Annotated in this window: 19 protein-coding genes; 7 read left to right on the top strand and 12 right to left on the bottom strand. The window is 70.2% G+C overall.

Annotated features, from left to right (window positions below):
• Nucleotides 1-2: 2 nt before the first annotated feature.
• The 3 genes from mtnC to PIQ37_RS05075 all read left to right on the top strand — a co-directional run bounded on the left by mtnC (nucleotide 3) and on the right by PIQ37_RS05075 (nucleotide 2,626).
• The gene (gene mtnC, locus PIQ37_RS05085; protein ID WP_342072635.1) at nucleotides 3-701 is read left to right on the top strand and encodes an acireductone synthase; all 699 of its coding nucleotides are present in this window, start codon (nucleotides 3-5) and stop codon (nucleotides 699-701) included.
• A 34-nt stretch (nucleotides 702-735) separates the two neighbouring features.
• Nucleotides 736-1,815, top strand: coding sequence for a C13 family peptidase (locus PIQ37_RS05080; protein WP_407136531.1), 1,080 nt, complete (start codon nucleotides 736-738; stop codon nucleotides 1,813-1,815).
• A 337-nt stretch (nucleotides 1,816-2,152) separates the two neighbouring features.
• Nucleotides 2,153-2,626, top strand: coding sequence for an STY0301 family protein (locus PIQ37_RS05075; RefSeq protein WP_342072633.1), 474 nt, complete (start codon nucleotides 2,153-2,155; stop codon nucleotides 2,624-2,626).
• 225 nt (nucleotides 2,627-2,851) lie between these two features.
• On the opposite strand, the gene PIQ37_RS05070 is transcribed toward PIQ37_RS05075, so the two are convergent.
• The 10 genes from PIQ37_RS05070 to PIQ37_RS05025 all read right to left on the bottom strand — a co-directional run bounded on the left by PIQ37_RS05070 (nucleotide 2,852) and on the right by PIQ37_RS05025 (nucleotide 11,970).
• On the bottom strand, nucleotides 2,852-4,435 hold the full coding sequence (locus PIQ37_RS05070) for a calcineurin-like phosphoesterase family protein (protein WP_342072632.1): 1,584 nt from the start codon (nucleotides 4,433-4,435) through the stop codon (nucleotides 2,852-2,854).
• 77 nt (nucleotides 4,436-4,512) lie between these two features.
• Entirely contained in the window at nucleotides 4,513-5,136 is a 624-nt protein-coding gene (gene hisIE / locus PIQ37_RS05065; protein WP_152238864.1) for a bifunctional phosphoribosyl-AMP cyclohydrolase/phosphoribosyl-ATP diphosphatase HisIE, read from the bottom strand.
• Entirely contained in the window at nucleotides 5,126-5,902 is a 777-nt protein-coding gene (gene hisF, locus PIQ37_RS05060) for an imidazole glycerol phosphate synthase subunit HisF (RefSeq protein ID WP_184448029.1), read from the bottom strand. Before hisF ends, hisIE begins: the two co-directional genes overlap by 11 nt.
• Nucleotides 5,896-6,630 (bottom strand): 1-(5-phosphoribosyl)-5-[(5-phosphoribosylamino)methylideneamino]imidazole-4-carboxamide isomerase, encoded by a 735-nt coding sequence (gene hisA, locus PIQ37_RS05055; protein ID WP_342072631.1) that lies wholly within the window; start codon nucleotides 6,628-6,630, stop codon nucleotides 5,896-5,898. Before hisA ends, hisF begins: the two co-directional genes overlap by 7 nt.
• Nucleotides 6,627-7,229 (bottom strand): imidazole glycerol phosphate synthase subunit HisH, encoded by a 603-nt coding sequence (gene hisH, locus PIQ37_RS05050; RefSeq protein WP_342072630.1) that lies wholly within the window; start codon nucleotides 7,227-7,229, stop codon nucleotides 6,627-6,629. The genes hisA and hisH overlap by 4 nt, the downstream gene beginning before the upstream one ends.
• Nucleotides 7,230-7,260: 31 nt before the next feature.
• Entirely contained in the window at nucleotides 7,261-8,334 is a 1,074-nt protein-coding gene (gene hisB / locus PIQ37_RS05045; RefSeq protein ID WP_342072629.1) for a bifunctional histidinol-phosphatase/imidazoleglycerol-phosphate dehydratase HisB, read from the bottom strand.
• Nucleotides 8,331-9,431: a histidinol-phosphate transaminase gene (gene hisC / locus PIQ37_RS05040; RefSeq protein ID WP_342072628.1), complete on the bottom strand. Its 1,101-nt coding sequence runs from the start codon at nucleotides 9,429-9,431 to the stop codon at nucleotides 8,331-8,333. Before hisC ends, hisB begins: the two co-directional genes overlap by 4 nt.
• On the bottom strand, nucleotides 9,428-10,723 hold the full coding sequence (gene hisD / locus PIQ37_RS05035; RefSeq protein WP_342072627.1) for a histidinol dehydrogenase: 1,296 nt from the start codon (nucleotides 10,721-10,723) through the stop codon (nucleotides 9,428-9,430). Before hisD ends, hisC begins: the two co-directional genes overlap by 4 nt.
• Nucleotides 10,720-11,634: an ATP phosphoribosyltransferase gene (hisG, locus tag PIQ37_RS05030; RefSeq protein ID WP_017908285.1), complete on the bottom strand. Its 915-nt coding sequence runs from the start codon at nucleotides 11,632-11,634 to the stop codon at nucleotides 10,720-10,722. Before hisG ends, hisD begins: the two co-directional genes overlap by 4 nt.
• Nucleotides 11,635-11,643: 9 nt before the next feature.
• A complete protein-coding gene (locus tag PIQ37_RS05025; RefSeq protein WP_017908286.1) occupies nucleotides 11,644-11,970 on the bottom strand; it encodes a YerC/YecD family TrpR-related protein in 327 nt (108 codons plus the stop codon).
• A gap of 208 nt (nucleotides 11,971-12,178) precedes the next feature.
• Here PIQ37_RS05025 and PIQ37_RS05020 point away from each other — a divergent pair, with 208 nt between their 5' ends.
• The gene (locus PIQ37_RS05020) at nucleotides 12,179-13,402 is read left to right on the top strand and encodes a thioredoxin domain-containing protein (RefSeq protein WP_342072626.1); all 1,224 of its coding nucleotides are present in this window, start codon (nucleotides 12,179-12,181) and stop codon (nucleotides 13,400-13,402) included.
• Nucleotides 13,403-13,520: 118 nt separating this feature from the next.
• On the opposite strand, the gene hisS is transcribed toward PIQ37_RS05020, so the two are convergent.
• A complete protein-coding gene (gene hisS, locus PIQ37_RS05015; protein ID WP_043091906.1) occupies nucleotides 13,521-14,921 on the bottom strand; it encodes a histidine--tRNA ligase in 1,401 nt (466 codons plus the stop codon).
• Nucleotides 14,922-15,032: 111 nt separating this feature from the next.
• Here hisS and PIQ37_RS05010 point away from each other — a divergent pair, with 111 nt between their 5' ends.
• Both PIQ37_RS05010 and PIQ37_RS05005 read left to right on the top strand, forming a co-directional pair.
• Entirely contained in the window at nucleotides 15,033-15,788 is a 756-nt protein-coding gene (locus tag PIQ37_RS05010; protein WP_342072625.1) for a Crp/Fnr family transcriptional regulator, read from the top strand.
• Between the two features lie 300 nt (nucleotides 15,789-16,088).
• Nucleotides 16,089-16,403 (top strand): hypothetical protein, encoded by a 315-nt coding sequence (locus PIQ37_RS05005; RefSeq protein WP_342072624.1) that lies wholly within the window; start codon nucleotides 16,089-16,091, stop codon nucleotides 16,401-16,403.
• A 39-nt stretch (nucleotides 16,404-16,442) separates the two neighbouring features.
• Here the strand turns inward: PIQ37_RS05005 and thrC are convergent, their stop codons facing one another.
• On the bottom strand, nucleotides 16,443-17,744 hold the full coding sequence (gene thrC / locus PIQ37_RS05000) for a threonine synthase (protein WP_342072623.1): 1,302 nt from the start codon (nucleotides 17,742-17,744) through the stop codon (nucleotides 16,443-16,445).
• 49 nt (nucleotides 17,745-17,793) lie between these two features.
• Between thrC and PIQ37_RS04995 the strand changes: the two genes are divergently transcribed.
• Nucleotides 17,794-18,038, top strand: a 245-nt coding sequence (locus PIQ37_RS04995) for a hypothetical protein (protein WP_342072622.1), incomplete at its 3' end; no start/stop codon positions are given.

Genomic DNA, 18,038 nt, shown 5'->3' with positions numbered 1-18,038 from the left:
CGATGACCGATCCGCGCGTCGTACTCACCGACATCGAAGGCACCACCAGCAGCATCTCCTTCGTCAAGGACGTGCTGTTCCCCTATGCGCGCCGCGCCCTGCCCGGCTTCGTGCGCGAGCACGGCCAGCAGCCGCAGGTGCGGCAGTGGCTGGATGCGGTCGCCAGCGAATGCGGCGGCATCTGCACCGATGCGGTGATCGTGGAGACCCTGCAGGGCTGGATCGACGAGGACCGCAAGCACACCGCGCTGAAGGCGCTGCAGGGCATGATCTGGGAAGCCGGCTACCGCGATGCCGACTTCACCGCACACATCTATCCCGATGCCGCGCCGGCGCTGCGCCGCTGGCATGCCGACGGCCGGGCACTGTACGTGTACTCGTCCGGCTCGGTGCCGGCGCAGAAACTGTTCTTCGGCCACAGCGACGCCGGCGACCTGCGCGGCCTGTTCTCCGGCTGGTTCGATACCGAGATCGGCGGCAAGCGCGAGCAACCCAGCTACGCGCGCATCGCCGAGGCGATCGGCATGGCGCCGGCGCAGATCGTGTTCCTGTCCGACGTGGTGGCCGAACTGGATGCGGCCCGCGCCGCCGGCCTGGACACGGTGCTGATCGACCGCCGCGACGATTACCCGCAACCGCGCCAGGGCGAGGCCTGCAACGGCCACCGCCGCGCGGAGAGCTTCGCCGACCTGGGCTTCTGAGTCCCCGCGCATGCGCAGGCCTGTCGCTGCCTTGATGGCCGCCCTGGCGGCGATGCGGCGCCCGCTTGCCGTGGTGCGCGGCCGACTGCTGCCCGCCGCGCTGCTGGCGCTGGCGCTGCCCGCCTGCCATTCCGATGCCGGCGCCATGCCGGCCGGCGCGGCCGACACCGCGCAGGACGAGGCGGCGCAGGATCCGGTCGACCAGGCGCAGCTGCGCCAGGCGCTGGGGTCGCTGCAGGCGCAGCGCCCGGGCATCCCCGACCTGTACGTGGTGGGCTTCGCCGGCGACGCCAGCGAGGACGTCTTCCGCAACGAAGTGCTGTACCTGCGGCAGATGTTCGCGCAGCGCTTCGGCGCGGCCGGGCGCATCGCCATCCTGATCAACCACGGCGACAATCTCGGCGCGCACGCCTACGCGCCGCAGGCCTCGTACGACAACCTGGCCGATACGCTGGACCGCATCGGCAAGCTGATGGACAAGCGCGAGGACGCGCTGCTGCTGTTCCTGACCAGCCACGGCACCGACCAGCACGAGCTGTATCTGCAGTTCGGCCCCGGCGAGGATGCCGAGTACGACACCATCACGCCGCAGGAACTGCGCCGCCTGCTCGACGACACCGGAATCCGCAACCGCATCATCGTGATCTCCGCCTGCTACTCGGGCGGCTTCGTGCCCGCACTGAAGACCGCCGACACCCTGGTGATCACCGCCGCGCGTCGCGACCGGCCATCGTTCGGCTGCGGCAACACCGCCAGCGCCACCTATTTCGGCCGCGCCTGGCTGATCGACGCGCTGGCGCGCACCACCGACCTGGTCGACAGCTATCGCCTGGCCAGCGCCGAGATCAGCGCACGCGAGCAGGCCGAAGGCGAGGCGCCGTCGTACCCGCAGCTGTACGTGGGTGCGCGCATCGGCGCGTGGCTGCAGCACTGGCGTGCGCAGTTGCCGAACGCCGCCGCACCGGTCTATCCGTATCCGGAACCCGATGCGGACGACGCAGTGACTGCGACCGATGGCGAACCGGACCACGCGCCCGGGACCACGCAAACCACTGTTCCCCCGACGCCCGCAAAACGGGCGCTACCGCCATCGACTGCCACTCCCACGCAGTGAGCCGCCCTGCTCCGTCGAGCAATGCGCGTAAGACCCCACACTCGGTGCGCCTGGGGCCTGGAGCAGGAATTCGCAGCAACCCCATAGATGAGAGTAATTCGCATTCGATCGCCAATCGCATGCAGCCGTTACACTCCGTCCCGCAGCAAGCCCGCCAGCCTTTCGCCAGCCAGCTGCGCACCGATCCGCCCGCCCGCCAGCCTTCGCTCGCCAGCCAGGATCCTCGCGTTTTATAGGCCTCCTTCATGGAGGTTTTTTTGTTTCATGCCGACTCCAGACCGGTAGTACGCCGGACCGCGCCGCGGCGATGGTCCACAACCGTCGGCTATCGTAGGCGATGAAGCCACCACGCCTCTATCCAACCGACGTATCCGATGAAGAATGGGCCTTCGCCGCACCCGACTTGATACTGACGGATCCGCAGGCACGGCAGCGCAGATACGAGCGGCAAACAATGGAAACAACGTCTATGTCATTGAGCAAGCGAGTTGCCGCTCTTCTACTTTGCCTTTTTGGCTGGAGTACCGTGCTCGCCGCGCCTTCAGTCTGCCCCATTCGACAGGATCAGCCACTTCGCTCCATCGATGCATTCGATGGAGAACCACAGGATCTCGCAACTCTTGAGCCCGACGTGGCAAAGGAGCGATACGGCCACTGGGTTCTGGGCTACATCTACGATGAGGGCCGATTCGTTACCGTACGCTGCAGGTACGCGGACAAGCAAACGCATGACGTCAAACTGGCGAACCGTGTGGAGCAGTGCAGTTATTCAATCAATGCAAAGCATGTCCTTCAAGTAACTTGCAGATGAAAGCTGGCACGGCTCCTGGGACGGCGCGCCGAACTGGACAAACGGCGGCACATTCGCCAATGCCGGCGCCGATCGGCTCATCGGCGTCATCGCCAACGACAACAGCCGGTTCTACTTCGCCCAGCGCGTGCGCCGGGCACAGCCCAGGCGGCGATCAAAAGAACCTAGATCGCGACTGACCTGGCGTCGCCGAGACGCGACGCCAGCGTCGCAACCGCGGCGCGATCAGGGAGAGGCGTCCTGCAATCGATAGCTGCCGCTGGCGTGCTGCTCGCCGCGCCAGCGGTCGAACGCGCGGACCTCGATGCGGTGCGCGCCCACGCTCAGATCGGTCGGCAAGGCGCCGCGCCACAGGTGTTGCGACGGAATCGCTTCCGGCGACCGATCGTAGCCGCGCAACGCGTCGGCGGCATCGTCGCGCGCGTTCTCGGCGAGCAGGGTCGGATCCGGCTGTTCGACCCGCTGCATCGGCTTCCAGGCGCCGTCGTCCACGCGGTACTCGACGCGCGTGTCGTCCTCGCCCATGTACACGTTCGCGTACACGCCCCAGGCCGGATAGGCACCGCGGCGCAACACCTTCGGCGCATGCAGGCCGATCTGGGTGTCGTCGGCGGCACGCGCGGCGTGGTAGGCCAGCGCATAGCCGCCGTCGCGGCGCACGGTCAACAGTGCATAGCCGTTCGGGGTGCCGTCGGCCATGGTCGCGGCGGGAATGCCCTCGGCATCCTTGACCCCGGACCAGAACGCGCCGCAGGCCGCGCCGACGTTGTATTCGTGCAGCGGCTGCGCACCGTGCCAGCCCTCGTCGGCACCGTGGTAATAGTGGCGTTGGGTGTGGCTGTGGCCGCTGAGCACCAGCACATGCGGGAACGCCTGCAGCAGCGCGAACAGCCGCGCGCGATCGGCATGGCGGAAGGTCTCCTTGCCCGGCGCCGCATCGAACAGCGGGATGTGCAGGCCCAACACCACCAGTCGATCCTTGGGCACGCTGGCCAGGTAGGCCTGCAGGAACGCGAACTGGTCCGCGCGCAGGCCGCCGATGTATTTGGGCTGTTGCGTCGGCTGGTAGACCACGTCGTCCAGGAACACGAAGCTGGCGCCGCCCTCTTCCACCGCGTAGGTGTCGGGACCGTAGACCGCACGCCAGCTCGACAGCGAATCGACGTCGTCGGTCGCGTCGAAGTTGAGGTCGTGGTTGCCCGGCACATGGAACCACGGCACACCAAGCTTTGCGGTTTCCGCATTCAGCGCCGGATACAGCGACAGGTCGTCGCTGACCACGTCGCCCAGGGTGGTGCCGATGCGCGCATGGGTCTTGCCGCGCAAGGGCGCGACGATATCGCGGGCGTAGTAGCCGACATCGGTCATCGACGCGGTCTGGGTATCGGCGAACACCAGCACCTCGGTGCTGTCGGCCTTGGGCTGCGCGCGCAACGCGAAGTCCCAGTGGTCGGTGGCGCCGCGGGTGGGCGCGATGCCCGGATACTTGAGCTTGGGCGAGCCGGCGGGCGCGTAATGCCGCCAGTAGTCCGGCAGGCCGTTGCCGGCGCTGGCGAAGCTGTAGCCGTCGGGCTTGATCACGAACACCGTGCGGCCGGGTTCCACGTCCAAGCGGTAGCGACCCTGCGCGTCGGTGCGGACGATGTGCACACCGTCGGACACCTGCACGCCGGCGATGCCGGCATCGCCCGGGCCGCGGCCCAGGGCGTTGTCGCGTTCCTGGTAGACGCTGCCGCTGATCGTCGCGGTCTGCGCCACGGCGGGAGCGGCGGTGGCCAACAGGCAGGCAAGGACGACGGTGCGCAGCATGCGGAACATCCGGAGAAGCCGAGGGCCCCCGATTGTATCCAACGACATCGACGCGACGATGACCGCGCCGGACAGGCTCAGCGGTGTCGCGCTTCCAGCACCGCCACCGCGTCGGCCAGGCCCAGGCCGCGTGCGCGCAGCAGCACGGTCAGGTGGTAGAGCAGATCGGCGGACTCACCGAGCAACTCCTCGTCGCCCTGGGCGACACCGGCCAGCGCGGTCTCCACGCCCTCCTCGCCCACCTTCTGCGCGATGCGCCGCGTGCCTTTCTCGAACAGCTGGGTGGTGTAGCTGCCCGCAGGCCGTTCGCGCTCGCGCTGCGCGACCAGCCGGTCGAGCGCGCCCAGGAACTGGCCCGGCGCCTGCGGGAAGCAGCTGTCGCGGCCGAGGTGGCAGGTCGGCCCGCGCGGATGCGCCAGCACCAGCAGGGTGTCGCGATCGCAATCGGTGTCGATCGCCACCACGTCCAGCACGTTGCCGGAGCTTTCGCCCTTGGTCCACAGGCGCTGCTTGCTGCGGCTGTAGAAGGTGACCTGGCCGCTGCGGCGCGTCTGCGCCAGCGCCTCCTGGTTCATGTAGCCCAGCATCAGCACGCGCAGGGTCGCGGCGTCCTGCACCACCACCGGCAGCAGGCCGTCGCCCTTGCCCCAGTCCAGCGCCGCGTCGGCGGCATCCGCGTCGTGGGAGTGTTCATGCGCCATCGCGCACCTCGATCTGTTGTTGGCGCAGGAAGCGCTTGAGTTCGGGAATGGCGATCGCGCCGCTGTGGAAGACGCTGGCGGCCAGCGCGCCGTCCACGTCGGCACGCTCGAACACGTCGGCGAAGTGCTGCATCTCGCCAGCGCCACCGGACGCCACCAGCGGCACCTTGCACAGGGCGCGCACCTCATGCAGTTGCGCGATGTCGTAGCCACGGCGCACGCCATCGCTGTCCATGCAGTTGAGCACGATCTCGCCGGCACCCAGGCGCTGCGCCTCCACCACCCAGTCCAGGGTGCGCATGCGCAGCGCCTGGGTCTTGCTGGGGTCGCCGGTGAAGCGGCGCACGCGCCACTGCCCGTCGTCCTCGCGGATCGAATCGATGCCGACCACCACGCACTGCACGCCGAACGCCTCGGCCAGCTCGGCGATCAGCGCCGGCCGCTCCAGCGCCGGCGAATTTATCGAGATCTTGTCGGCACCAGCGTGAAGCACCGCGCGCGCGGTGGCGACGTCGCGGATGCCGCCGGCCACGCAGAACGGGATGTCCAGCAACCGCGCCACCTTCTCGACCCAGGCGTAGTCCACCGAGCGTCCTTCCGGGCTGGCGCCGATGTCGTAGAACACCAGTTCGTCGGCACCCTGGTCGCGGTAGCGCAGCGCCAGCTCGGCGATGTCGCCCATGTCCACGTGGTCGCGGAACTTGACGCCCTTGACCACGCGCCCCTCGCGCACGTCCAGGCACGGAATGATGCGCCGGCTCAGCATGCCATCGCCTCGTCCAGGCGCAGCCGCCCTTCCAGCAAGGCCTTGCCGAGCACGGCACCGGCGCAGCCGGCCTCGCGCGCACCGCGCACGTCGGCGGCGTTGCGGATGCCGCCGGAGGCCTGCACCGCCAACGCCGGCGCGAGCTGGCGCAGGTGCGCGTACAGCGCCAGGTTCGGCCCGGACAGCATGCCGTCGCGGGCGATGTCGGTGCACAGCAGGTGGATCAGCCCGGCCGCGGCGTATTCGCCGGCGAGCGCGTCCAGGCTCAGCGACGAGGTTTCGGTCCAGCCATGCACGGGCAAGCGCCAGACGCCGTGCGCGTCCTGGCGGCTGTCCAGCGCCACGGTGATGCGGTCGGGACCGAACTCGGCCAGCCACTCCAGCACCGACTCACGATCGCGCACCGCCAGCGAACCGATCACCACGCGGCTGGCGCCGGCATCGAGCAGGCGCTGCACGTCGGCGCGCGAGCGCACGCCGCCGCCGGTCTGCACCTGCAGCCCGGTCTCGTTGCGGATCCGCTGCAGCAGCGGCGCCAGGGTATAGCCGCCGGCGCGGGCCGCATCCAGGTCGACCAGGTGCATCCACTGCGCACCGGCCTCGGCGAAGGCCTGCGCGCGGCGCAGCGGATCGTCGCCGTAGTGGGTCTCGCGGGCGTAGTCGCCCTGCGCCAGTCGCACCACGCGGCCGTCGCGGATGTCCAGGGCGGGATAGACGACGAAGCTCATGGGAAGTCGGTCTCGAGGAAGTTGCGCAGGATGCGCGCGCCGGTGTCCGCCGAGCGCTCGGGATGAAATTGGGCGCCGCAGCGGCGGCCACGCTGCACCACCGCGGTGAACAGGCCGCCATGATCGCAGGCGGCGACGGTGTCGGCGGTGACCGGCGCGGCATACCCGTGCACGAAATAGGCGCTGGCGCCATCCGGCACGCCCGCCAGCAGCGACGACGGCCGCAGCGGCAGCAGCCGGTTCCAGCCCATGTGCGGCACGCGGATGCCCAGCGCCGCCGGCATGCGCCGGACCACGCCGGTCAGCAGGCCCAGGCAGTCGACATCGCCTTCCTCGGAATGCTCGAACAGCAATTGCATGCCCAGGCAGATGCCGATCAGCGGCACCTGTAGCGCGCGCAGTGGCTCGAGCAGGCCCTGCTCGCGCAGCCGCGCCATCGCATTTGGCGCCGCCCCCACGCCCGGCAGGATCACCCGCTCCGCGCCCTGCAGACCGGCCGCGTCGCGCACCAGCCGCGGCTCCACGCCGAGCCGCTGCAGCGCATAGCGCACCGAACCGAGGTTGGCGCCGCCGGCGTCGATCAAGGCCACCGTGCTCATCGCAGCCTCCGCGTATCCACGACGCGCCGCTTCACAGCACGCCCTTGGTCGAGGGCAGCGCCGCACCCTCGCGCTTCAGCGCCTGGCGCAAGGCGCGGGCCAGCGCCTTGAAGCAGGCCTCGACCTTGTGGTGGTCGTTGTCGCCGCGCACGCTCAGGTGCAGGTTCAGCCCGGCCGCATCGCACAACGAGCGGAAGAAGTGCGGCACCAGTTCGGTGGGCATGTCGCCGACCCGCTCGCGCTTGAACTCGCCTTCGAACACGAAGTACGGGCGCCCGCTGAAGTCCAGCGCGGCGCTGGCCAGGGTCTCGTCCATCGGCAGGGTGAAGCCGTAGCGGCCGATGCCGCGCTTGTCGCCCAGCGCATGACGCAACGCCTGGCCCAAGGCCAGGCCGGTGTCCTCGATGGTGTGGTGTTCGTCGATGTGCAGGTCGCCCTCGGCGCGCACGTCCAGGGCGAAACCGCCGTGCTTGCCGATCTGCTCGAGCATGTGGTCGAAGAACGGCAGGCCGGTGGCGCAGTGCGGGTCGCGCGCCAGGTCCAGGTCGAGCTCCACCGCGATGCGGGTTTCCTTGGTGTCGCGCTGCACCCGCGCGCGCCGCGGCGCATCGGCCAGTTCGTGGGCGATGCCGGCCCAGTCCCACTCGCCGCCGAACTGCGCGGTGCGCAACTGGAAGCTGCGGATGCGCAGGTTCTCGGCGAACTGGATGTCGGTGACGCGGTCGCCGACCATCGCCGAGCGCGCCCAGTCGATGCTCCGGTCCTGCAGGTACGGCAGCATCAGGCCGATGCCGGGCTTGCGCGTGGGCGCGTTGTCGGCCGGCCAGCTGCGGTCGACCAGCACCTCGCGGAACACGATGCCCTGGCTGGCGAAGATCTGCAGCATCAGGTCGTTGGGGCCGTCGAAGGCGGCCTGCGGGTAGGCCTCGCTGCCGAGGCCGTCCTGGTTGGTGACGATGACGAACTGGTAGCCGGCGTCGCGCAGCTTGAGCATCGCCGGGATCACGCCCTGCACGAAGCGCAGCTTCTCGTAGGCATCGATCTGGAAATCGGCCGGCTCTTCGATCAAGGTGCCGTCGCGGTCCACGAACAGGATCGGGGTCATGCCGCCGCCCTCCACGCCTGCAAGGCGCCGAGCACGCGCTGGTTCTGCGCCGGCGTGCCCAGGGTGATGCGCAGCGCATCGCCCAGGCCCGGCGCGGCGCGCTGGTCGCGCACCACCACCCCGGCGGCCAGCAGCGCCTGGAACGCGCCCTCGGCGTCGTCGAAGCGCAGCAGCAGGAAATTGCCCTGCGACGGATATACCTGGCGCACGCCCGGCAACGCCGCCAGCGCCGCCTGCATGCGCGCACGCTCTGCCCGCACCTCCTGCACCCGCGCCGCGGTCTGCCGCAGCGGTTCGGGCTGCAGCGCGGCCAGCGCCAGTTGCGTGCACGGCGCCGGAATCGGATACGGCGCCTGGCAGCGGCGCAGCACCGCGATCAGCGCCGGATCGGCGATCACGCAGCCGATCCGCGCCGCCGCCAGCGCATGCGCCTTGGACAGCGTGCGCAGCACCGCCAGGTTGGCGTGGCGCGCGAGCAAGCTGGTGGCCGAGGCTTCGTCGGAAAACTCGCCATAGGCTTCGTCCACCACCAGCACCGCACGTCCCTGCAGGCGCTCGGCAGCGCGAGCGATGTCGGCCAGGGCGATCGACGCACCGCCTGGGTTGCCCGGCGAACATAGGAACACCAGCTTGGCCATCTGGCTCAATGCGGCGTCCACCACCGCGTCCACGTCGGTCAGCAGGCCGTCGGTCGTATCGCGCAGCGGCACCTCGACCACGCGCGCGTTCTGCAGCCGCGCGCACACCGCGTACATGCCGAACACCGGTGGGGTGATGACGATGGCGTCGCGGCCCGGCTCGCACAGGGCGCGCAGCAGCAGGTCGATGGCCTCGTCGCTGCCACGGCCGAGCAGCAGTTGTTCCGGGGCGCAGGCATACAGCTGCGCCAGTGCGGCGCGCAACGCCGGCGGCTGCGGATCGGGATAGCGGCGGTTGCCGGCGTCGCCGTCGGCGGCGTTGGCCCAGGCCGATTCGTTGGCATTGAGCCAGATCTCGCCCTGCAGCGCGCTGCTGCGCGCGGACGAATAGCCGGCGAACTCGCGCAGGTCCGGGCGGACCAGCGCCAGCACGGCGCGTGCGTCTGGAGTCTGGCTCATGCGGCCTTCTCCATGCGCAGCGCCACCGCGTTGGCGTGCGCGTCCAGGCCCTCGGCGCGCGCCATCAACACCGCACAACCGCCGATCGCGGCGATGCCGGCCGCGCTGGCGCTCTGCACGCTGACGAAGTTCTGGAAGCTGGCCACGCTCACGCCGCTGTAGGCACGCGCGGCACCGCTGGTCGGCAGCACGTGGTTGGTGCCGCTGCAATAGTCGCCCAGCGCCTCGGGCGTGTAGTCGCCGAGGAATACCGAACCGGCGGCCTCGACCCGGTCCAGCCAGTCGCGCGGCGCACGCAGCGCCAGGATCAGGTGTTCCGGGGCGTAGCGGTTGCTGATGGCGAAGGCGTCCTCCAGGCTATCGACGCGGATCAGCCGCGACGCGGCCAGCGCCTGCCGGGCGATCGCCGCGCGCGGCAGCGTCGCCAGCTGCCGCTCCAGTTCGTTCTCGACCGCCTCGATCAGCGCAACGCTGTCGGACAGCAGCAATACCTGCGAGTCGGGACCGTGCTCGGCCTGCGACAGCAGGTCGGCGGCGACGAAGGCCGCATCGGCACCGGCGTCGGCGATCACCAAGACTTCGGACGGACCGGCCGGCATGTCGATCGCCGCCGCACCGGCCTGGGCGACCTGTTGCTTGGCCTCGGTGACGTAGCTGTTGCCGGGGCCGAACAGCTTGTCGCAGGACGGCACGGTCTCGGTGCCGAAGCCCATCGCCGCGATCGCCTGGGCGCCGCCGAGCTTGAACACCCGGTCCACCCCGCACAACGTCGCCGCGACCAGCACCGCCGGATCCGCCGAGCCGTCGGCGCGCGGCGGCGTGCACAGCACCACCTCGCGGCAGCCGGCCAGCGCCGCCGGCACGCACAGCATCAGCGCGGTCGACGGCAGCGGTGCGCTGCCCGCCGGCACGTACAGGCCGACCCGGCCGATCGGCCGGACCACGCGCTCGCAGACCACGCCCGGCGCGGTCTCGACCGCATACGGCTGCGCCATGCCAGCGCGGTGGAAGGTGTCGATCCGCGCCGCCGCCTCGGCCATCGCCGCGCGCAGCGGCGCCGGCACGGCAGCCTCAGCGGCGGCGAACTCGGCGGCGCTCACTTCGAAGGTCTCCAGCACCACGCCATCGAAACGCGCGGTGAGCTCGCGCAGCGCGACGTCGCCGCGGCTACGTACGTCATTGAGCACCTGCGCCACCGCGTTGCGGGTCTGCTCGGCCACGCGCTGCACCGGCCGGGTCAGCGCCAGGCTGCGCTCCTGCGCGTCGAGCGCGCTCCATTCCAATCGATTCATGCCAGCGACCGCTCCACCGTCAACACCATCAAGCCCTGCGCGCCCGCGCGCTCCAGTTCCTCCATGCGCTGCCAGGTGATCGCACCGTGGCACATGGTCTGCAATTGCAGCGGGCCATCGGCATCGCCGGGCAGTTGCACCAGCGGTTCGGCGTCGGGCAGCAAGCGCGCCAGGTCGGCGACGCGCTCGCGCGCGGCGCGGAACATCAGCAGCTTGCTGTCGCGCAGCTTGAGCACGCCGTCGAGCCGGCGCAGCAGCATCGCCGCCAGGCCGGCGCGGGCGTCGGCCGGTTCACGCACCGGACCGGCCAGCACCGCCTCGCTCTCCAGCAGCGTCTCCACCGGCTTGAGCTGGTTGGCGGCCAGGGTGGCGCCACTGGAGACCAGATCGCAGATCAGGTCGGCGGTGCCCAGGCGCGGCGCGATCTCCACCGAGCCGGACAGCTCCACCACCTGCGCAGCGATGCCACGCGCGTCCAGCCAGTCGGCCAGCACCGCCGGGTAGCTGGTGGCGATGCGCAATCCCTGCACCTGCTGCGGGCCGCTCCACTCCCAACTGTCCGGCACCGCCAGCATCAGCCGGCACTGTCCGAAGTTGAGCCCGCGCAGGGCGCGATAGGCCTCGGGCAGGCCATTGCGGCGGCGCTCGCCGGCCTGCTCTTCGAGTTCGTTGCGGCCGACGATGCCGAAATCGCACACGCCGTCGGCGATCAGCCCGGGAATATCGTCGTCGCGCACCAGCAGCAGGTCGACCGGCAACGATTCGCCGTAGCAGAACAGCTTGTCGCGGCTCTCGCGCCAGCTCAGCCCGCAGGCGGCCAGCACCGCGCGGGCCGGCTCGGCCAGGCGGCCACTCTTCTGGATCGCGATACGCAGCCGGTCGCGGGCCGGTGCTGCCAGGGAAGCACTCATCAGGACATCTCAGTGGGAATCGGAGGGGCGCGCCGTCTGCCGGCGCAGCGCCGCGGCATAGCCGCCGGCGCCGTATTCCAGGGTCCGTGCGACACGGCCGATGGTGGTGACGCTGACCTGGGTCAGGTCGTGGATCTCGCGGTACGGCACGCCCTTGAGCAGCAGCGGCACCACGCGCCAGCGGTCCGCCATCGCCTCCAGCTCGGCCGGCGTGCACAGGTCCTGCAGGAACGCCGCCACTTCCTGCGGTTTGCCGAGCTGGGCCAGGGTACGCGCCAACGCCTTGAACGAGGCGTCGCTGTCGCGGTCTTCTGCAGGGACGGGACGTTGTTTCATTGCGCTAATGTAATAGCACGCTATTACAAGGTCAAGCTTGTGCAGGTTGCGCTGGTCCGCGGTTCAGCCATTCGGCGTCCGCGCTGGATGCCCACGCTGCCCAGGCGCCCCAGTCGCGACCCCATCGCGGAAGATGGCGGCTTCAGCCTTTGGCAGCGCCGTCCGATGACCGCTAGCATCGGCTCACCCGCCGCCGCAGGAGCGCCGCATGCGTTACGCATGTTTTGCCAGTGTTGCCCTGTGCCTGGCGACGCATGCGCTGGCGCAGCCTCCGTCTCCGACACCACCTGCCCAGGTGGCCGCAAGTGGCGACACCGTTGCTGCGGCAGGCCTGCCGATCCGCTCCAGCGCCCAGCTCGCCGCCTACCTGCGCGCCCACGCCGGCCAACGCACGCCGCTGGACGCGCTCACGCCCGGCGCCCACGAACGCTTCCTCGACGGCCTGGTGTTCGGCCGCAATGGCCTGGGTGGATTCGATACGCAGGACCTGCCGCAGCTGACCCGCACGCAGGGCCGGGCGCTGCTGGCGCTGTTCGGGGTCGAGCGCTACGCGGAAAGCTTGCCGCACTGGGCGACGCAACCGCGCGTCAGCGATCCCGCCGCCCCGATCGGCGACCTCGAGCGCCGCTACAACCGCTACAACCGGGATCCGCGCGGCGCACGCCACACGCAGGGCGACCCGTGGCCGGTATTGCGCAGCGCCTTGCCCGAAGCCTTCGACCCCACCGCCATCACCCACCTGGACGCTGCTGCGCTGGAACTGCTGTATCGGGCCGTGGCCGCCGCCTACGCGCTGCGCCCGATCCCGGCCGGACTGGACGCGCAACTGCAACTGCTGGCACAGCTGCGCCTGCGCGGCCAGGCCACTGCCACGCAACTGGAGGCTGCCGGCAACGCACTGCTGCTGGCGCACCGCGTCGAGGATGCCAGGGCGCTCGTTGCCGCGGGCGGCAGTGCGGATTGGCCCCACTGGCTGCGCATCGACGACCGCCTGGACACGGGCGCGCAAGGACCGACGCTATGGTCGCTGGACACCGATGGCCGCACCCTGCGCCGCCAGCGGATCGATCTGCGGCCGACCCAACTCCTGGTCACCGCCGGCTGCCATTTCGCCGCCGACGCCGCAGCCGCCATCGCCGCCGATCCCGAGCTTGGGCCGGTGTTCCGCCGCCATGCCCTATGGCTGAGCCTGCCGCCCGGCAGCGAGAACCTGGACGCACTGCGCGCCTGGAACCGCACGCATCCGCAGACGCCGCTGCATCCGCTCTACGATGTGGAAGAGTGGCCGCTGCTGCCGCGCGAGTGGCGCATGCCGACGTTCTTCCTGGTGCGCGACGGCAAGGTCGTCGCGCAAGTGCAGGGCTGGCCGGCGGACGATGGCGCGCAGCGGCGTGCGCTCAAGGCGATGCTGCAGGGTGCGGGCCTGCTGTAAGTTTGCGTTTTTGGGATCAGCCGTGGCCGGGGTTACCGGCCATGCCGGTCGCGGCTGAAGCCGCTCCTACCAAGATCTCGCACAGCGCGGCGGCCGTCGCCGGCCGCCGCCACCAGACTCAGGCCATCACCTTGGCCTGCTCCAGTTCCACCTGCAGCGTGCTGGCCAGTTCGTCGCGGGCGATCTCGAACTGCTGCTCGCGCAGCAGGTCCTTGACCGCGACCACGCCACGCGCCAGTTCGTCGTCGCCGGCCAGCACCACGAAGCGGATGCCGGCACGGGCCGCGTACTGGAACTGCTTGCCGATCTTCTTCGGCTCCATCTGCACTTCGGTGTTGATGCCGCCGGCGCGCAGGCGCCGCGCGATGTCCAGCGCGTCGTCCAGCTTGGCCTCGTCCATCAGCGCCACCATCGCCTGCACGCTGCTGGAGGCGATGCCATCGATCAGCCCGGCCTCGCGCAACTGCCAGAACAGCCGGGTCAGGCCGATGGAAATGCCCACGCCGGGCAGCTTGGACTTGCTGTAGTGGCTGGCCAGGTCCTCGTAGCGGCCGCCCGAGCAGATCGAGCCGATCTGCGGGTAGTCGGTCAGCAAGGTCTCGTAGACGGTGCCGGTGTAGTAGTCCAGGCCGCGGGCGATGGAGAAATTGAGGCAGTAGGCGGTTTCCGGCACGCCCAGCGCCTTGACCAGGGCCAGCACCTCGCGCAGTTCGGCCACGCCCTCGCGCAGGGTCGCACTGGACGCCGCATCGGCCTCCAGCGCCTGCAGTCGCGCCAGCGCGTCGTCGTGGCCGCTGGAGCGCACCGCGACGAAGTCGAGGATGCGCTGCACCTGCTCGGCGGGAATGCCGAAGCCCTCGCCGGCCAGCGTCTCGCGCACATAGTCGGCGCCGCGCTTGTCCAGCTTGTCGACCTCGCGCAGCACCGCGAGCTGGCGCTCGCCCTCGGCCACGCCCAGGCTCTCGAAGAAACCGCGCATCAGCTTGCGGTTGTTCAACTGCACCGCGAAATCGCCGATGCCCAGCTCGGCGAACACCGCGTGGATCACCGCCAGCACCTCGGCGTCGTAGCGGATGCTCAGCGCATCCTTGCCGATCACGTCGATGTCGCACTGGTAGAACTCGCGGAAGCGGCCGCGCTGGGCGCGTTCGCCGCGGTACACGCGCTGCATCTGGTAGCGCCGGAACGGGAAGCTCAGCTCGTGTTCGTGCTCGGCCACGTAGCGGGCCAGCGGCACGGTCAGGTCGAAGCGCAGCGCCAGCTCCGGCAGCCCGCCCTCGCCGCCCTCGGCCGCGGCATTGGCCAGCGCGCCGGTGGATTGCACGAAGTACACCTGGCGCTCGGTCTCGCCGCCGGACTTGGTCAGCAGCACGTCGGACAGCTCGAACACCGGCGTCTCCACCGGCAGGAACCCGAACCGCTCGTAATTGCGGCGGATGACGTCCAGCATGCGCTGGAACGCGATCTGCTCGCGTGGCAGCAATTCCATGATGCCGGGCGGCGTACGGGGCTTGATCACGTGCGGAACTCCTGCGATTCGGGGGCGAGCGGGACGCCAATTCTAGCCGCACCGGCCACGCGCGGCCGCATCGGCGTATCATTCGCCGGTGCCGAAGCCGCTGCCACGCCCATGAACAGGCCTCCTTCCGGATTCGCCCTGCCCTACGCCGACGCGTCCGCCCCGCGCGAACCGCGCGGCAACGAGTGCCTGCGTTGCGCGGTCCGCCACCTGGCGATCTGCTCGGCGCTGGCCTGCGACGAGGTGCAGGCGCTGGAACGGGCCACGACCTCGCTGCACTACGCCGCCGGCGCCACCCTGGCGCGCACCGGCGAGGCGCGGCAGGCGGTCTACACCGTCACCGCCGGCGCGCTGCGCCTGGTCCGCACCCTCGCCGACGGACGCCGCCAGGTGGCCGGTTTCGTCCTGCCCGGCGATTACGTCGGCCTGAGCGAATCGGCCAGGCACCGCCACGATATCGAAGCCATCGCCGACAGCCGGGTGTGCCGGGTGCCGGTGGCGCAGATGCAGCAGTTGCGCACGCAGTTCCCGCACCTGGAGCGCAAGCTGCTGCAACGCGCCTGCCTGGAGCTGGATGCGGCGCAGGACGCGGCGCTGTCGCTGGCGCGGCTGCAGCCGGCCGAGAAACTGGCCGATTTCCTGCTCAAGCTGGCGGCCCGCGCGGCGCGCCAGGGCGATGCCGGCAACAAGGTGGTGCTGCCGATGGGCCGCGGCGACATCGCCGACCATCTCGGCCTGACCATGGAGACGGTCAGCCGCACCTTCACCAAGCTGCGCCAGCAGGGCCTGATCGCCTTGCCGCAACTGCACGTGGTGGAGATCCGCGACTTCGCCGCGCTGCACCGGCTGGCGTCGGACGAAGACTGAGCGGACCGGCGTGGCGATTTTTTCGCCATGCCGCTCCAGGCACTGACGCCATGCGGTGCCCGGCCACTTATCCACAGGATTCCAGAGCAACGCTCCACATCGCGTGTGGACAACCGTGCAGCGACCGCTGGCAGCCAACCGATCACCGGTTTACTGCCGCGTGCAGCACTGCCGCACCGCCAGCTCTGAACGCTTCAGCAGGCCATCGCGGCGGCGACGCCCGACCGGCATAGACTGAGTGCGCAACACACCTGCGGCGCCGCCGCGGTGCCGGTGGGGGGGACCACTCGGAGGGCCAACATGGCCGTCGCCATCGAGATGCAACACGCCTCGCGCGCCTGCGTGATGCTGGACCGCGAGCGCGAACTGGAGTTCTGGAAGGCGCATTACGCACACAGCAGCTTCCATCAGCCCGGTTACGCGTTCCACGACTACGAGCCGGCGCTGAAGCTGGCCTACGACGCCTACCTCAAGTACCACGGCCAGCGCGTGGAAGAGGTGGTCGCGCAATTGCGCGACGTGTTCCTGCGCGACCATCCGCGCTCGCGCCTGGACTGGCTGCAGGTACGCGGCATCGTCCTGGCCGCCTGGCAGCGGCTGCAGCCGTCCGACTGAGCCGTCGGACGCGCTCGCGCGCGCCCCGGCCCGTGCCGCTCAGCCGGCCAGCAGCCGCGCGCGCAGCGCCGCGTAGTCCGGCGCGATCGGCTCGGCCTGCGCCGGCCGCTGCAGCAGCGCCGCCAAGGCCGGTGGCACCGCCACCGCTTGCCCGATCAGCGGCTCCACCACCCCTTCGAACTTGGCCGGATGCGCGGTGGCCGCCACCGCCCAGTCGCCGGCGTCGGCCTCCGCGCCCTCGGCGCGCAGTTGCTGCAGCACGTGCAGCGCGGTGGCAGTGTGCGGGCAATGCACCTCGCCGTAGCGGCGGAACCGCTCGCCGATGGTCTGGCGGATCTGCGCATCGTCCACCGAGTACGCCTGGAACTGGGTGCGCAGCGTGGCATCGTCGCCCTGGTACAGCCAGCGCAGGCGCTCGACATTGCTCGGCGCGCCGACGTCCATCGCATTGGCCAGGGTCGCCACGCTGGGCTGCGGCACGTAATCGGCGCCGGCGAAGAAGTCCGGCAGCACGCGGTTGGCGTTGGTCGCCAGCACGATCTGGCCCAGCGGCACGCCCAGCGCACGCGCCAGGATCGCGGCCAGCGCATTGCCCAGGTTGCCGGTGGGCACCACCAGGTTTAGCGGCTGCGCATGCGCGGCATGGTGCTGCAGGGCTGCATGCGCGTAGTAGCTCATCTGCGGCAGCAAGCGCCCCAGGCTGATGCTGTTGGCCGAACTCAACGGCGCCTGCGCCTGCAGGTCGGCGTCGTTCAGCGCCTGCTTGACCAGCGCCTGGCAATCGTCGAACGAGCCGGCCACGCGCAGGGCGTGGATGTTGTCGCCGAAGCAGCCGAGTTGGTGCGCCTGCCGCGGCGACACGCGCCCGTCCGGATACAGCACCACCACGCGCAGCCCGGGCTGGCGATGGAACGCGGCCGCGACCGCGGCACCGGTGTCGCCGGAGGTGGCGACGAGGATGGTCAACGGCGTTTGCGCCCCCCGCCGCAGCCGGGTCAGGCAGGCAGCCAGGAAGCGGGCGCCGAAGTCCTTGAACGCGGCGGTCGGGCCATGGAACAGCTCCAATGCATGATCGCCAGGCGTGGCCAGCGGCTGCAGCGGCGCGGCGAAGTCGAAGGCTTCGCCGCAGATGGCCGGCAGTTCCTCAGCCAGATCGTCGCCATCGAAGAACGGCGCCAGCAGGTCCGCGGAGGTCTCGGCGAGGCTGGCGCCGGCGCGCAGGTCGCGGGCGGCGGGCAGGCGCTCGGGGACGTACAGGCCGCCATCGGGGGCGAGCCCGGCGGCGATGGCCTGGCTGAGCGACACGGCGGGAGCGGCGTTACGGGTGGAGATGAAGTTCATGGTGGTTCCGTTAACAGGGGGAATTCGATCGCACTGTCGTTCTTAGCTGTTGCTGTTGCTGTTGCTTTGGCTGTTGCTTTGGCTGTTGCTTTGGCTTTGGCTTTGGCTTTGGCTTTGGCTTTGGCTTTGGCTGTGGCTGTGGCTGTGGCTGTGGCTTTTGCTTTGGCTGTTTTGCTTCACCCGGGGTCCCCTCGGCGCGGCAGCCACGGCGGGCGAATACCCGAAGGGCGACGCGCAGGATGCGCGTCGTTTTTCGCCGGCACATGGATGTGCCGTCGAAAAATGCCCGTCGTG

It is taken from the genome of Xanthomonas protegens, assembly GCF_038442435.1.
Taxonomy (GTDB): Bacteria; Pseudomonadota; Gammaproteobacteria; order Xanthomonadales; family Xanthomonadaceae; genus Xanthomonas_A; species Xanthomonas_A sontii.
The sequence above is the reverse complement of the archived record's forward strand: the minus strand, read 5'-3'. Positions and strand labels throughout refer to the sequence as shown.